Annotated in this window: 14 protein-coding genes and 1 tRNA gene; 5 read left to right on the top strand and 10 right to left on the bottom strand. The window is 42.3% G+C overall.

Annotated elements, in window-relative coordinates; genetic code table 11:
- Positions 1–21: 21 nt before the first annotated feature.
- Positions 22–2,151 carry a glycogen debranching protein GlgX gene (glgX, locus tag DACSA_RS12040; RefSeq protein WP_015230014.1) on the bottom strand — a complete coding sequence of 710 codons (2,130 nt, stop codon included), beginning with the start codon at positions 2,149–2,151 and terminating at the stop codon, positions 22–24.
- A gap of 431 nt (positions 2,152–2,582) precedes the next feature.
- Here glgX and DACSA_RS12035 point away from each other — a divergent pair, with 431 nt between their 5' ends.
- A complete protein-coding gene (locus DACSA_RS12035; RefSeq protein WP_015230013.1) occupies positions 2,583–2,900 on the top strand; it encodes an ArsR/SmtB family transcription factor in 318 nt (105 codons plus the stop codon).
- Between the two features lie 10 nt (positions 2,901–2,910).
- Here DACSA_RS12035 and yidD read toward each other — a convergent pair whose 3' ends face one another.
- Positions 2,911–3,162: a membrane protein insertion efficiency factor YidD gene (gene yidD / locus DACSA_RS12030; RefSeq protein WP_041235472.1), complete on the bottom strand. Its 252-nt coding sequence runs from the start codon at positions 3,160–3,162 to the stop codon at positions 2,911–2,913.
- Between the two features lie 96 nt (positions 3,163–3,258).
- Positions 3,259–4,890 carry an alpha-D-glucose phosphate-specific phosphoglucomutase gene (locus DACSA_RS12025; RefSeq protein ID WP_015230011.1) on the bottom strand — a complete coding sequence of 544 codons (1,632 nt, stop codon included), beginning with the start codon at positions 4,888–4,890 and terminating at the stop codon, positions 3,259–3,261.
- A gap of 168 nt (positions 4,891–5,058) precedes the next feature.
- Between DACSA_RS12025 and DACSA_RS12020 the strand changes: the two genes are divergently transcribed.
- Positions 5,059–5,328, top strand: a complete 270-nt coding sequence (locus DACSA_RS12020; protein ID WP_015230010.1) for a DUF433 domain-containing protein — start codon at positions 5,059–5,061, stop codon at positions 5,326–5,328.
- A gap of 4 nt (positions 5,329–5,332) precedes the next feature.
- On the opposite strand, the gene DACSA_RS12015 is transcribed toward DACSA_RS12020, so the two are convergent.
- Positions 5,333–7,276 (bottom strand): DICT sensory domain-containing protein, encoded by a 1,944-nt coding sequence (locus DACSA_RS12015; protein ID WP_015230009.1) that lies wholly within the window; start codon positions 7,274–7,276, stop codon positions 5,333–5,335.
- A gap of 515 nt (positions 7,277–7,791) precedes the next feature.
- Here DACSA_RS12015 and DACSA_RS12010 point away from each other — a divergent pair.
- Together DACSA_RS12010 and DACSA_RS12005 are read left to right on the top strand one after the other, a co-directional pair.
- Entirely contained in the window at positions 7,792–8,655 is an 864-nt protein-coding gene (locus tag DACSA_RS12010; RefSeq protein WP_015230008.1) for a Tab2/Atab2 family RNA-binding protein, read from the top strand.
- A gap of 87 nt (positions 8,656–8,742) precedes the next feature.
- A complete protein-coding gene (locus tag DACSA_RS12005; protein WP_015230007.1) occupies positions 8,743–9,555 on the top strand; it encodes a carbon-nitrogen hydrolase family protein in 813 nt (270 codons plus the stop codon).
- Here the strand turns inward: DACSA_RS12005 and DACSA_RS12000 are convergent.
- Both DACSA_RS12000 and DACSA_RS11995 read right to left on the bottom strand, forming a co-directional pair.
- Positions 9,552–10,001, bottom strand: coding sequence for a YlqD family protein (locus DACSA_RS12000; protein WP_041235855.1), 450 nt, complete (start codon positions 9,999–10,001; stop codon positions 9,552–9,554). The two genes, DACSA_RS12005 and DACSA_RS12000, sit on opposite strands and share 4 nt — an antisense overlap.
- Positions 10,002–10,035: 34 nt before the next feature.
- Positions 10,036–11,946 carry an AMP-dependent synthetase/ligase gene (locus DACSA_RS11995; protein ID WP_015230005.1) on the bottom strand — a complete coding sequence of 637 codons (1,911 nt, stop codon included), beginning with the start codon at positions 11,944–11,946 and terminating at the stop codon, positions 10,036–10,038.
- Between the two features lie 338 nt (positions 11,947–12,284).
- Between DACSA_RS11995 and DACSA_RS11990 the strand changes: the two genes are divergently transcribed.
- On the top strand, positions 12,285–12,794 hold the full coding sequence (locus DACSA_RS11990) for a hypothetical protein (RefSeq protein ID WP_015230004.1): 510 nt from the start codon (positions 12,285–12,287) through the stop codon (positions 12,792–12,794).
- Between the two features lie 11 nt (positions 12,795–12,805).
- Here DACSA_RS11990 and DACSA_RS11985 read toward each other — a convergent pair.
- From DACSA_RS11985 to DACSA_RS20715, 4 genes are all read right to left on the bottom strand, one after another.
- Positions 12,806–12,878: transfer RNA gene (locus DACSA_RS11985), tRNA-Arg, on the bottom strand.
- Positions 12,879–12,904: 26 nt separating this feature from the next.
- Positions 12,905–13,885 (bottom strand): CHAD domain-containing protein, encoded by a 981-nt coding sequence (locus tag DACSA_RS11980; RefSeq protein WP_015230003.1) that lies wholly within the window; start codon positions 13,883–13,885, stop codon positions 12,905–12,907.
- Positions 13,886–14,212: 327 nt separating this feature from the next.
- The gene (locus tag DACSA_RS11975) at positions 14,213–14,416 is read right to left on the bottom strand and encodes a DUF2283 domain-containing protein (protein ID WP_015230002.1); all 204 of its coding nucleotides are present in this window, start codon (positions 14,414–14,416) and stop codon (positions 14,213–14,215) included.
- Between the two features lie 46 nt (positions 14,417–14,462).
- Complete coding sequence (locus DACSA_RS20715) at positions 14,463–14,600, bottom strand: hypothetical protein (protein ID WP_156800775.1); 138 nt, start codon at positions 14,598–14,600, stop codon at positions 14,463–14,465.
- Positions 14,601–14,653: the final 53 nt, after the last annotated feature.

The raw sequence follows: 14,653 nt of genomic DNA, 5'->3' as shown, positions 1-14,653 counted from the left end.
AGTATTCTCTGAATTATAGGATTACTCAATTATTGTCAAAACCAAGATAGAAAACCCATTGATAATAATTTCCTCTTTTCCTGCATAACTTTTTTCCTCAGAGATAAATCCGCCTTGATTGGTATCAATTACAACTTGCCAATTACGATTTTGTAAAGCATCAGGAATTGTAAAGACTGTTTCCTCTTGATAACTATTAAACAGCAACAAAAAACTATCATCGGTTAAGCGTTTTCCTTCGGGATCAGGTGCGGATAATTCTAAACCGTTGAGAAAAACGGTAATTGCTTTTGTTAGTTGATTGGTTTCCCATTGCTTCTCACTGAAAGCACTGCCATCGGGATGATGCCAACTGATATCATTGACTTGTGAACCATGAATCGATCGACCTTGAAACCAATTTCGACGATGGAAAATGGGATGTTGTTGGCGAAATTGAATTAATTTCTGAGTAAAGGTAAGTAATGCTTTATGATCGGGAGATAATTCCCAATTAAACCAAGTCAGTTCATTATCCTGACAATAAGCGTTATTATTTCCTTGTTGAGTGCGTCCAATTTCATCGCCACCGAGTAACATGGGAACGCCTTGAGATAACATCAGGGTAACGAGAAAATTCCGTTGTTGGCGCGATCGAAATTTTAAGATTTCTTCCTCGTCTGTTTCTCCTTCTGCACCACAATTCCACGATCGGTTATGATCTTCTCCATCGTGATTATTCTCCCCATTTGCCTGATTATGTTTTTCGTTGTAACTAACTAAATCACGCAGCGTAAACCCATCATGGGCAGTAATAAAATTAATACTAGCATGAGGCAGTTTACCATTAGCTTGATACAAATCGGGGCTACCCGTAAAACGAGAAGCAAACTCATTTAATGTATTATCTTCACCGCGCCAAAAATCTCGCACCGTATCCCGATATTTCCCATTCCATTCTGACCATAATAGAGGGAAATTTCCCACTTGATAGCCTCCTTCTCCTACGTCCCAAGGTTCAGCAATCAGTTTGACATTGGACAGAATTGGGTCTTGGTGAATGATATCAAAAAAGGCGGCTAAACGATTCACTTCATATAATTCTCGCGCCAAAGCGGAAGCTAAATCAAAGCGAAAACCATCGACGTGCATTTCTTCCACCCAATAACGCAGACTATCCATAATCAACTTCAAAACTTGGGGATGACGTACATTTAATGAGTTACCACAGCCAGTAAAATCCATGTAGTAGCGTGGATCATTATCGACTAGGCGATAGTAAGCGACGTTATCAATTCCCCGAAAACAAACCGTTGATCCTAAATGGTTTCCTTCTCCCGTATGATTGTAAACCACATCTAAGATCACCTCAATTCCCGCTTGATGTAGTGCTTTTACCATCGCCTTAAATTCTTGGATTTGTTCTCCTTGCCTACCAGTGGCACTATACTCAGAATAGGGGGCAAAATACCCGATCGAGTCATATCCCCAATAGTTATGTAATCCTTTTGTGATTAAATGTCTAGGATAGGCTAAAAAGTGATGAATCGGAAGTAATTCAACAGCAGTAATGCCTAAATTTTTGAGATAATCAATGGCTGTGGGATGGGCTAAAGCGGCATAAGTGCCTCGCAGATGTTGCGGAATTTCGGGATGTTGTTGGGTAAAGCCTTTGAGATGCACTTCATAGATGATGGTTTCATGCCAAGGCGTTTGTAACGGTCGATCGTCTTCCCAGTCAAAATCGTGATTGACAACGACACATTTTGGAATCAGATGACTATCATCGGTGTTGGAACAAGCTAAGTCTTTTTCCTCTGTTTCCCAGGGATAAGCAAAGATTTCTTCCCCGTAACCAATATCTCCTGTAATTGCTTCTGCATAGGGATCAAGCAATAGTTTTTTGCGATTAAACCGATGTCCCTGTTTGGGGAGAAAGTCTCCATGCACACGATAATTGTAGCGCTGTCCTGGTTGCAAGCCAGGGAGATAACCATGCCAAATCTGATTATGAACTTCTTTTAGAGGGAGACGAATCTCATGATCTTGTTCTGTGAATAAGCATAACTCAACTTCTGTGGCATTTTCTGAGTAGATGGCAAAGTTGACACCTTTCCCATCATAAGTCGCCCCTAAAGGGGTGGGTTTCCCTGGCCAAACGTCTAAATTCACGTCTAAACTTCCAATATCGCTTTGTAATCAATAGTTTACAGGTTGTTTGTCGTTCTTAACCATCTTCTAATTGAATTCTTGCGCCCCCTAACCCCCAAGTTTGGGGGGATTAATTTCGCCTCTTATATGTTCTTAACCATCTTCTAATTGAATTCTTGCGCCCCCTAACCCCCAAGTTTGGGGGGATTAATTTCGCCTCTTATATCAAGTTTGCTCAATCAATGATAAAAAGTAGGTTGGGTAGAGACGTTCCATGGAACGTCTCCACACGAAACCCAACACCAATTATTAAAAATTACTTGAACCTTATATTAACCTCCAAGTTTGGGGGGATTAAGTGATTAGATTTCTGTATTCTTGACGCGGGTAAGGTTTACGTTTATCGATGACGATCGATTAAAATTGAGTTGATATGAATTATAAATAATGAAATGCTGAAAACATCAAAGGTTGATTTAAAATTAATAACTGCTGGTTTTCAAGCGTTATCAGAACCGTTACGCTTACAAGTTTTAGAGTTATTACAAGAACAAGAATTATGTGTCTGCGATTTGCGCGATCGAGTCGATGTTTCCCAGTCTAAGTTATCGTTTCATTTAAAGATTTTACGGGAAGCACAGTTAGTTCGATCGCGCCAAAAGGGGCGTTGGGTTTATTATTCTCTCAATCCTTCACAATTAGCAATATTAGAACAATATTTAAACCAGTTGCGAGAAAATGCTTCCATGCGTTCGGCTTCTAATTGTTAGAAAAGCCCTCTTATTCTTTAAGTTTCCTATTATTTTTAAGGGGATCGCGATCGGGAACGGGATCATAACCGCCAGGATGGAAGGGATGACAACGCAAGACTCGTTTAATTGCTAACCCTGTTCCTGTTAAAACGCCAAATTTTTCCACCGCTTCGATCGCATATTGGGAACAAGTGGGTTGAAATCGACAACTGGGGGGAAAGAGAGGGGAAATTAAAGCACGATACAGACGAATTATTGTGATTAAAACGGTTTTAAGCATAAAATTAACCAAATCTAACAGTGACCAATGTAGAGACGTTCCATGGAACGCCTCCCAGTGATCAGTAAACAAATAACGAATAACGAATAACGGTTTTTAAGTGATTACTGAGGGTTCGTTGCGTCCAGTGAAGGTTTTAATTTGGGCGATCTCATCAGCAATGTTGATTAAGTCAGATAAAGCAGTTTGGGTGTCTTCATTTTGTTTTCCCTGTTGCGGTTCATATCGTTCTAAATAGACGCGCAAGGTCGCCCCCTGAGTACCTGTTCCAGAGAGACGGAAAACGATGCGAGAACCGTCTTTGAACACAATCCGAACTCCTTGTTTTTCTGCGATACTACCATCGATCGGGTCGGTATAACTAAAGTCATCCGCGAGATCAATTTCGTAACCGTTATACTGCTTTCCAGGAAGGGTTGATAAGTTCGATCGAAGCGTCTCCATTAACTGATTGGCGGGGTCTTTTTCTACTTCCTCATAATCGTGACGAGAGTAGTATGTCCGTCCGTATTGCGACCAATGATCTTTAACAATTTCTTCAACGGTTTGTCCTCGTTTTGCGATGACATTTAACCAGAATAAAATCGCCCACAGTCCATCTTTTTCGCGGATGTGGTTGGAACCCGTACCAAAACTTTCTTCCCCACAGAGGGTAATTTTCCCCGCGTCGAGGAGATTCCCGAAAAACTTCCAACCCGTTGGAGTCTCATAACAGTCGATTCCTAATTGTTTCGCCACGCGATCGGGCGCTTGGGAAGTGGGCATCGATCGCGCAATCCCTGTGATTCCTTGAGCATATCCAGGAATCAGTGTGGCATTAGCGGCTAAAATTGCCAAACTATCGCTAGGAGTAACAAAAAACTTGCTTCCCAAAATCATGTTTCGATCGCCATCACCATCAGAAGCCGCGCCAAACTCAGGAGGATTCTCCCCATACATAATTTCTACCAATTCTCGCGCATAAACCAAATTTGGGTCGGGATGTCCGCCGCCAAAATCTTCTAAGGGTTCACCATTACGAACCGTTCCCAAAGGCGCATTTAAGCGATTTTCTAAAATCTCTTTGGCATAGGGACCTGTCACCGCGTGGAGAGAGTCCATCACAATACGGAAACCGTCGCTTAATAACTGTCGAATCGCATCAAAATCAAAAATAGAAGCCATCAAATCAGCATAAATGGCAACGGAATCAACCACCTCAACGGTCATTTCTCCCAGTTTGTATTCCCCTTGCTGATCCAAGTTAACATCATCCCCATCCAGCACTTTATACTCAGTAATGGCTTTACTTTTGGTAAAAATGGCTTCTGTTACATCTGCTGGGGCTGGGCCACCATTGGGAGTGTTAAACTTAACCCCAAAGTCACCGTCGGGGCCACCAGGATTATGACTAGCAGACAAAATAATGCCGCCAAATGCTTTATATTGACGAATTAAGCAGGAAGCAGCAGGAGTGGAGAGGATTCCTCCTTGTCCCACTAAAACTCGTCCTACACCATTCGCCGCCGCCATTTTAAGAATCGTTTGGATCGCTGTGCGGTTGTAGTAGCGACCATCTCCTCCTAAAACTAGCCGTTGTCCTTGATAGTGATCTAAACTGTCGAAAATTGACTGGATAAAGTTTTCTAGATAGTGCGGTTGTTGGAAAGTGGTTACTGCTTTTCGCAGTCCAGAAGTTCCAGGTTTTTGGTCATCAAATGGTTTTGTGGCAACAGTACGAATATTCATAAAATTTCAATTTAGTCTGTAGCAGTCATCATTTAGCTTATCGTGATTTGCTCATCTAGGATGACCAATACTGTAGAGAGGTTCTATCAATGTCTCCCAGTGCATGATTTAAGATAGGAGAGACCCGAGAATTTAATGTTAAAATCAAACCTTAATTAAGAATGATAGATGTCTCAATCTCTAATTGATATTGGTTGCTTAATTACGACTTCTCCTCATATTCAAGGAGGGCGCCCCATCATTGCGGGTACTGGAACATCTGTGCGCCGAATTGTTGCCCTCTGGAAGCAGGGTTATAGTACCGATGAGATTGTCGCCGATAAGAATTATTTAACATTGTCCCAAGTCCATGCAGCATTAGCCTTTTATTATGCTAATCCACAAGTTATAGACCAAGACTTGGAAGCAGAAGCCGCTGAGTATGAACGATCAAGTTAAGAGTTTAACGGTGGACTGACATCACTCGTGCTTCTTTGGCAATGGGAAGGGTAAAGTGGAATTGTGTGCCGTTGTTTTTTCCAGTGGATTCTGCCCAAATTTCTCCTCCCCATCTTTGGACGATTTGACGACAGATGGCTAAACCGAGACCAGTTCCCCCAGTGGTGCGTTGTAACGCTCCTTCTTCTTGGTAGAATCGATCGAAGACGGTTTCGAGACGAGAGGGTTCAATGCCGCGCCCTGTGTCAGAAATGGTTACTTTCAGGGTCTGATCATTCTCGGCTTCCGCAGAAAGAACGATCGTGCCGTTGTCGTCTGTGAATTTACAAGAATTATCTAACAGTTTCGCTAAGACTTCCACTAACCATTCCCCATCTACATAGGCTAAAGGAAGATCATTGCTGGTTCGGTTTTCAATGGTGGGAACTGGTTTTTCCGTGTTTCTCCCTCGAATATTGCTCAGAGATAACTCGATACATTCTTCTACTGACATCGGTTCGGGATTCCATTCAATGCGTCCACTTTCCAAGCGAGAGAGGGTGAGAAAGTCTTGTACTAAACGACGCATCCTCTCTGCGTCATTCATGGCGGTGGATAACATCACTTGTCGTAATTCTTCCGACATATCGGGTTCACTGACGAGACTTTCTAAACAAACTTGAATCGTAGAAAGGGGGGTTCGCAGTTCGTGTCCCGTAATGGCGACAAGGTTAGAACGAGCTTGTTCCAGTGCTTCTAGTTGCTCGTTAAGCGCCTCTAGATTCGTATAGGCTTCGGCTTGAGTGAGAGCAAGCCCAATTTGTGGCGCGATCGCTTCTACTAATTTGATATCGTCTTCATGCCAACCCTGTTCTTCCTCACAACAATGATGTAATTCGATCATACCGATCACTTCTCCTTGATACAACAGGGGAATTAATAACCAACTGCGGATTTGATAATCTCTCACTAATGAGGAAAGGAAAGAACTATTTTTAATTGAGTCATCGCTGGTCGTATCTTTGATATAAAGGGGTTTTCCCTGTTCGCGGACATTTTGTAGGAGAGGATTGTTGGTAATAGACCAGGTTTGGTTTTCGAGAGAAGTAACCTCACTGCGTAAAAATTCATGCTCGATCGTGGTAGAGTTGGCACAATCACGACACCGATAAACCAAACATCGACAAGCGCCAAGAGTTTCTCCCACTTCTTGAACTGTAATCCCAAGAATTTCTTGTAAATCTAAAGATTGTCGAATCGCATTGGTTAAACAGCGCAATAAACGCTCTTTCTCTTCTTTTTTCGCAAGGGATTGATACGCTCGCATCACCCGATATTGTCCCGCTTGTAAATGCGTTACCAGCCTTTCTACAAACGCATCTGGATTCACTCGTTGGGAGTTGCGTTCGGTGTCTAGACTTTCCTGTAAATAAATTTCTCGTGCGGCTTGAATTTGGGGTTCGAGTTCCGATCGATAGTCTAAAATTTTATCTAACAGTAGGGAAGCAACTCTTTTTGTTACCTGATCATCAAACGTCCAGATTCCCTCAAATCGTCGCGCTGAGTCTAATCCCTTTTGCGTTTCACTGGGGGAACATTCCCGACAAACTAAACAACTGGTAAAGGTTTTTCCAATTACCGTTAAGTGCCATTCTGTAGCGAGAGCATCTTCAGGATCAAAATTAATTGTGGTACAAGTGTTTTCATTCTCTTGAAAAGAGGTATCAAGAGCCGAAAAAATATAAATGTGATCGCTTCTTTTTCCTAGCCTTCGGTAACGATGCGCTTCTTGACGATAAAATCGTTCTTGTTGAAAACTAGCAATGACTAAAGGGGAATCTGTGGTTGCTAAAACTTGATCCTCCATTGCGTGGGAAAGAGCAGTTAAGGAGGATTTGAAATAAATTTGGGTTCTTAAGTGCGGCAGTTGTTCTAATAACTCCGTCACCAATGAAGTTGATCTGTGCATTAACAGAAAGTTGATAGTTACTGCTGCCTTCTAATAGGCTAGTTACTGAACAAGACTTGACTTTTGTGGTAAAGAGAGAGAGGTGCAGTCTCTCTTTAATTCCCACATAATAGGATACTTCCCTGCACGGAGTGAAGTGTGCCTCGTCAATGTTATCTAGGCTTGTTAGGCTAATAGCACTGGTATTCTAGAATCACCTGAACCTGTTTAACCATTAGCGACAGAGCAGAGGGCTGGCTTGCACCCTAGGGTGTCATGACCTAAATAACGTAGCCTGCTAAGAGGCTGAGACTGGACTAACCTGATAGTAAAAAACACGAATGTCAATTATTATCAAGTGATTTTGTTAATCCATCACAATCACGCAACTTCCCACGTTGGGGAGAGCCTTCCCATCCATCCTACCGACAAAAGCGCACGGTTAACAGTTACTCTCATTAATTTAATTTTTCCAAAGCTGTTCAAAAATTGCTAATCTGCTAAAACGGGACTGATTATAAAGAAGAGTTTAATTTATGGATACAATTTGGGAACTGGATTTCTATTCTCGTCCGATTCGAGATGAAAATAATAAAAAGCTATGGGAAGTGTTAATCTGTGAAAGTCCTTTAGATGTGGAAACGACAGAGGAACAACTGTTTCGTTATCAAAAGTTTTGTTCGGCGCAAACGGTCAATTCGATTTTTCTCCAAGAAGCAATTAATGAGGCGATCGAAGCGTCAGGGAAGTCTCCGAAGAAAATCCGCTTTTTCCGTCGTCAAATGAGTAATATGATTACTAAAGCCTGTGATGATATCGGGATTACCGCGCTTCCTAGTCGGCGCACTTATGCCTTACAGCGATGGATTGAGGAACGTTTAGAAAACGTTTATCCGCAACAGGAGGGATATGACGAAACGGCGGTGAGTAGTGTTACGGTTCAATATCCAGCAGAAAATGCGGCGATTCTTCCCGATGCGATTCGGGGTGATAAGGGCGATCGTTGGGCGTTTGTTACTTTAGAAGTGCAAGGGTTTCAAGAGATGAAGGAATGGGAGATTAGTTTTGGCGAGGGTTTCCCGTTATCTTTGTTTGATTTATCCCCAGAGACAAAAATTCCTGGTTTAGTGATTTTCTCCCCTCGTGCGATGCCGTTTGCAGGTTGGATGTCGGGAATTGAATTATCTCAGATTCAATTACAACAGGGAAGTCGTCCTCGTTTAATTTTACAAACTGGAACGAGCGAATGTTGGATTTTAGCGGATATTACGAACCCAGACACCTTGAAGGAAGCGCAAGGGTTTCAACAGGCGAAAGAAACCGCACAAGGGGTTCATTTTTTAGCGATTCAAAGTGATCCCCAGTCGGAAGCATTTGCAGGGTTTTGGCTACTAGCCTGATTTTTTTGAACGCAAGCGCGTCAGTTCACAAATGCTTTTATTGTGCGATATGCTGAGAGATTGTATCTGAGAGAGAATATCTTGCTTATGAAATCTTATCTGGCTGCGGCGATTCAGATGACCAGCCAACCTGACTTAGAAAAAAACTTGGCGGCTGCTTCCGATTTGGTGGAGTTAGCGGTGCGACGGGGGGCGCAATTAGTCAGTCTTCCTGAAAATTTCTCCTTTCTCGGTGAGGAACGGGAAAAGGTGAGACAAGCCAGCGCGATCGCGCAACAAACGGAAAAGTTCCTCAAAACCATGGCACAACGGCATCAAATCACTATTTTTGGTGGTGGGTTTCCGATTCCAGTGGCGGATGGGAAAGTCTCGAACACTGCTGTTTTAATTGATGCGAATGGGGAAGAGTTGGCACGTTACGAGAAAGTCCATCTGTTTGATGTTAATCTTCCTGATGGGAATACCTATCAAGAATCAAAAACAGTGAAAGCTGGCGTTTCCCTTCCCCCGTTGTCAATCTCTCCAGAGTTAGGCAAAATTGGGCTTTCTGTGTGCTACGACGTGCGCTTTCCTGAGTTATATCGTAAACTGTCCAAACAAGGCGCAGAAATTCTCCTGATTCCCGCCGCTTTTACTGCTTATACAGGGAAAGATCATTGGCAGGTTTTATTACAAGCGAGGGCGATCGAGAACACCGCTTATGTCATCGCACCAGCACAAACAGGCAACCATTACGCAAGGCGCAACAGTCACGGTCACGCCATGATCGTTGACCCTTGGGGCATTGTCTTAAGTGATGCGGGAGAAAATCCAGGGGTTGCCATTGCTGAAATTAATCCCTCCCGCTTGGAACAAGTGCGCCGTCAGATGCCGTCGTTAACCCACAGCGTATTTATTTAAACTTCGCCGCGAATTTCTTGAATTACGCCATCTTTGACCACAACTTCCACATTCATTTTCTGGACTAGGTTATCGCCAATTTGAACGCGAACAAAACTGTCTAGCTGCCCTTGACCGACCTCTTGTCCTTCTTCTAATAACTGCACTTGTTGCAGTTGTTGGAGTGCCTGGTTTTTCTGTTCCGTGATTTTGCTTTTTTGTTGGTTAAGCTGGTTTTGAATACTCCTTAGTTGTTGCTGCACTTGCGGATCACTGGGGTTGCTTCCTTGCTGTGTTACCTGTGCAACCGCGCTTTGTCCTTGATTTTCCAACTGCTGCAGTTGTCCGTCCTGCTGATTAATCTGTGACTGTAACTGTTGCTGCACCTCTTCCTTCCAGCGTTGTGTAACAATCACTTTCAAATTAATCGGACGTTTAATTAATAAATTCTTGTTACCGTCGTTCATCTTTTCCTCTAAATTAACCATCGTTTTAATCCTTTTAACCTTTAGCGAACATCCCGTCAATCATATCCTGATACCGTTCACAAACAACAGGACGTTTCACTTTTAAGGTTTGGGTCATCATGCCATTATCTATTGAAAACCCCTCTACAATTAACTTAAACACACCGATTCGATCGTCGGGACGATAACCAGGGCGATTTTTTACCTCTCGGTTTAATTCCTCCCGAAACAGTTTTTGAATCTCGGAATTGGTCAAGGTTTCTGGTAACTTCTCTTCCGAAAAATCTAGGTTGAGATTATTATCTTCTGACCATTGCTGTAACGCTTCCACATTGGGAACAATTAACGCCCCTAAACACCGTTGATCTTGCCCTAAAACGATAATTTGGTCAATATACACACTCCGCAAACAAGCATCTTCTAAGGGTTGCGGTTCGATATTTTCCCCGTTAGAAAGGACGATCGTATCTTTGGCGCGTCCAGTTAAAACTAAATCTCCTGTGGGGGTAATCCAACCTAAATCTCCTGTATTAAACCACCCTTCCTGATCGATCGCTTTTGCGGTGGCTTCTGGTTGCTTATAATATCCTTGCATCACCTGTGTTCCCCGAATCATCACCAAACCTTTTTCCCCATCGTTGAGGGAGGCTTTAGTTTCTGGATCAACAATTTTGGTTTCCGTTTCTGGAATCGCTTGTCCAGCAGAACCGCGCAAATTGTGATATAACCGTCGCGCATGAGTGACGGGAGAGGTTTCAGTTAAACCGTATCCCACCAGTAAGGGAATACCAACGACTTCATAAAAATCATCAATATATTTAGCTAAAGAACCACCGCCACTAATTACGGCTTTTAAGTTACCACCTGTGGCTTCTCGAACGGTATTATAAACGACTTTATCGCCTAAATTATGTAAGGGTTCAAGGAGAGATTGTTGCACAGAAGCGGTTAATTTTTCTGTCACTGAAGGGTTAAAGTTTTCGAGACATAAGCGCTCATTGATTCGTTTAGCTTTGATATATCGATCGGAGATATTGAGAAAGAAATTAACCAGTTTTTTCTTGGTTCCCGTTTGTTGATTTAAGGTTTTTTGAATGCCATCATAAACGGATTCCCAAAGTCGAGGAACACCAACCATATAATTCGGTTTTTGTTCTTTTAAGTCTTTTTTAAAAGCGCGTAAATTAGTATAAGTGATTTGACATCCTCTTGCTAAGAGAAAATACTCTGCTGCTCGTTCGTAAGCGTGCCAACTGGGAAGAATGCTTAAGACGCGATCGCCCGCTTGCGGTTGAATAACATCGCCAAGAGTGCGAACTTGATGTAAAAAGTTACCGTGAGATAACATTGCTCCTTTTGGCTTTCCTGTTGTTCCTGATGTATAAATTAAGGTTGCTAAATCGTTTATTTCACGGGGAACAAAACTCAATTCTTGTTCTGTTCCTAACTCAATAATTTGGGAGAAATTGAAAACCTTTATTCCTGCAATTTCTACCGTTTCATCTGATAATAAAATAACGAACTCGATCGGAAGCTCAGATAATTGTGACTGTAACTTTTCTAAAGTTTTTTGATCTTCAACGACTAAAGCAGTGCTATCACTATCTGTTAAAATATAAATCAACTCAGTAACATCCGCCTGGGACGATCGAACGACATTAATCGCCCCCGCTTTCATTATGCCTTGGTCAGCAATAAACCAACGAGGGCTATTATCAGCAAACAGTGCAATTTTTGTGTCTGGTTTTATCCCTTGCGTTTGTAACCCTGTTGCAAATTGTATGATTTTTTCGTTTAATTCTTGATAAGTAACTTTAAGATGCGGTTGTTGGTGGGGATCATCCAACGCCACGAGTTTTCCGCAATAGGGAGCAACTTGTGACCAGATTTCTGGGATCGATCGAGCGGTAGAATAATCAACAATCGTATCAGTGGGTTTAAACATAAAATAAGCGCGATTTATTATCTAATATTTGCTATTTATTCTACAATAACGATGGGTGTCTAGTAGTAGGTTGGGTGAAGGTGACGAAACCCAACAATCAAAACGTAGGTTGGGTGGAGGTGACGAAACCCAACAACAATCAGTGACCAGTTAAGCAGTTACCAGTTACCAGTAGTTCTCAAACTTAATTAGTAACAGTAAATGCTCGATCACTTATTAATTTACTGATCACTGGTCACTGGTCACTGGTCACTGCAATGGGTGAAGGTGACGAAACCCAACACCAATCAGTTACCAGTTACCAGTTAAATAGTTTACTTTCTTCGCAACCTTAAAAAATGACAATTATCAATTGGTTACAAGGTGGGAGTGATCCCAACAACGGCAGTAATTTTGAAATGATCCGCGATTGGTGGGGAAAATTAAGCGGAAAAGAGGTGGTTGTAGCGCAACGCTTAATCCCAGACAATGGAGAAGTTTCACAGATTAATTGGGATCGTCAAAAATTTGATGATCAATTAGTGATGTTCAACTCAGAAATCAGGGGGATTACCCTCTATTGGCAAAAATCCCTGTCTGGAGAGGAAAGGAGTTTTACGCCTTATAAGTTAGAACTAGATACAATTCAAGAAAAACTCTATATCTACCCACAATCCCAACGTCAGGTGGTGATTCAGGTGGGAGTTCCTAACGTTAACTATACAACGGTTTCTTTACAAGACCCAGAATTATTAGTCACAGGATCAGGAGAAGAAAAAGTGTTATTAATGCGCGATCGCGATCGTCAAATTGCGATCCAACTTCCCCTTAACGCCACCACTCTGAACCGATTAAAAGAGCTACTCTAATCAAAAGAAAGCGGGCCCGGAAGGATTTGAACCTTCGACACCCAGAACCGGAATCTGGTGCTCTATCCCCTGAGCTACGCGCCCGTGTCTTTATAAGAATAGCATTTTTTTTACAGGTTTGCTACAGAATCCGTCTGGGATTCACTGGAGGATTCTGTCTCGTTGGGAAAAGGATTTTGAACCGTCAGGCGAAGATTTTGGCGAGTTGCGGAATCAAGGAAATATTGCCGTAGTTCCTCCCATTCTTGCCATTTTTGGACACGAAACTCCGTTAACTGTTGTTGGAGATGGGGAAACGCTTGCGGGAATTTTTCGCCACAACATTGGATTAAAAACTCTCTGAGAACAACACTATCTTGGATTTCTCCGAGAGTGCTTTGAATCGCTTTGATTTGCTTCACATATTGCTGATAAGGTTCATTGTAGCAGTGAGTGAACAATTCCATCTGGTAACGTGCTTTTTTCCCAGCTTTCCGCAAACTGTGGAGGGTTTCCTCTGCTTCATCTAAAATCGTCGCGCTGTCTTGATCAATATTTTGACCCACTAACCAGCCAGGATGTAGCAGTAAGTTACTGATGTGGGGGAGAAGGAGATCAGGTAAAACTTCTGCGAGAGGAAATGGCGCGATCGCGCTGAGTTTAGGACTTTCTAGCCATTGCTTTAAACTACTTTTGAGCTTTTGATAGTCTTTACTGTCTAGGGCTTTTGTAACTTTTTTATAAGCCTGTTGGCGTTGCTTGGCGATTTCCTTAAAGACTGATTGTAATTGATCCTGTTCGGTGACGGGAAGAGAGGGTAAATAGTAAGTTTCTAGACTTTCTTTTAAAACATCTAAATCCCTTAATGTTCCTAGCTCTCTGGCAATTTTACCAACTTTTTTCTCTCGTGCTGGTTTGGGAACTTCGATCGCGCGGGAAAATCCAACTAAAGCGGTTCGCAGTCTTCGCATTCCCACTCGCATTTGGTGTAAGGCTTCTGGGTCTTGATCTTTCCAGACTCCCGTTTCATGTTTTAGCATTTTTTGACTATGCTTTGCTAAAGCCACGATCGCGCGATCGCCAAATGTTTCCACAGTGGTTTGTTCTGACATTTTTCCCTCCCTTTACTTACTTTTTTCCTGATTTTAACCTAAAGTTAACTTAAGCGACTGAGGAGTCAGAAAAGAACTAACCCTTCTGCAACAGCGCTACATTGTAGGGTGGGCATCGCCCACCATCAGGTAACTTTTTGGTCATCGAGTGGATTTAATCATTAAGAGCGCGATCGAGCGGAGTGATAATTGGTTGCGCCGTCAACAAATTATCAAGTCAGCACAAGTAATTTATGCCAAGGGATACTGAGTCTTTAATTGATATTCAGCAAGCGAGCCAGCGGAGGCAATAAAATTTATCGGCAAATCCTGAGTTTCTAGATTGAATCAACAATTTTCAACCTTTATTTCTTGTATTTTTTGCCAGTTTTCTAAAGTTTGAGAAGCGTTTAAAACTTCCACGCCAATCACTGTTCCTTTCTCGTTATAATCCAGAATTACACCAGGTTCAGTTTCGTCACTTTCCTCAATAGAATCATTTGACCAATGAACTCGCAAGATATCAACTTCGGCATCATACTTGATTTTCATAAGTCCCTCCAATACTTACTAATTTTGCTAGTTTTATAAACTGTAATTAGGGCTTCCTGAATAAAACTGAAACCTTTACCCAATGAGGCTTTAAGGCTCTTAACCCCTCAAAAAAGTGCAAGGGAGACAAGGGAGACAAGGGAGACAAGGGAGAAATGGGAGAAATGGGAGACAAGGGAGACAATTTTTCTTCCCCATCTTCCCCATCTTCCCCATCTTGCCTAAGGCAACTTGCCT

It is taken from the genome of Dactylococcopsis salina PCC 8305, from assembly GCF_000317615.1.
Taxonomy (GTDB): domain Bacteria; phylum Cyanobacteriota; class Cyanobacteriia; order Cyanobacteriales; family Rubidibacteraceae; genus Halothece; species Halothece salina.
This window is presented reverse-complemented; position numbering and strand designations above follow the sequence as displayed.

Coding starts and splice junctions, on each gene's coding strand:
- DACSA_RS12020 (WP_015230010.1), top strand. CDS start 5,059: ATGTCTCAATCTCTAATTGATATTGGTTGCTTAATTACGACTTCTCCT.
- DACSA_RS12000 (WP_041235855.1), bottom strand. CDS start 10,001: ATGAACGACGGTAACAAGAATTTATTAATTAAACGTCCGATTAATTTG.
- DACSA_RS12005 (WP_015230007.1), top strand. CDS start 8,743: ATGAAATCTTATCTGGCTGCGGCGATTCAGATGACCAGCCAACCTGAC.
- DACSA_RS11995 (WP_015230005.1), bottom strand. CDS start 11,946: ATGTTTAAACCCACTGATACGATTGTTGATTATTCTACCGCTCGATCG.
- DACSA_RS11990 (WP_015230004.1), top strand. CDS start 12,285: ATGACAATTATCAATTGGTTACAAGGTGGGAGTGATCCCAACAACGGC.
- DACSA_RS12015 (WP_015230009.1), bottom strand. CDS start 7,276: ATGCACAGATCAACTTCATTGGTGACGGAGTTATTAGAACAACTGCCG.
- yidD (WP_041235472.1), bottom strand. CDS start 3,162: ATGCTTAAAACCGTTTTAATCACAATAATTCGTCTGTATCGTGCTTTA.
- DACSA_RS11975 (WP_015230002.1), bottom strand. CDS start 14,416: ATGAAAATCAAGTATGATGCCGAAGTTGATATCTTGCGAGTTCATTGG.
- DACSA_RS12025 (WP_015230011.1), bottom strand. CDS start 4,890: ATGAATATTCGTACTGTTGCCACAAAACCATTTGATGACCAAAAACCT.
- DACSA_RS12010 (WP_015230008.1), top strand. CDS start 7,792: ATGGATACAATTTGGGAACTGGATTTCTATTCTCGTCCGATTCGAGAT.
- DACSA_RS12035 (WP_015230013.1), top strand. CDS start 2,583: ATGCTGAAAACATCAAAGGTTGATTTAAAATTAATAACTGCTGGTTTT.
- DACSA_RS11980 (WP_015230003.1), bottom strand. CDS start 13,885: ATGTCAGAACAAACCACTGTGGAAACATTTGGCGATCGCGCGATCGTG.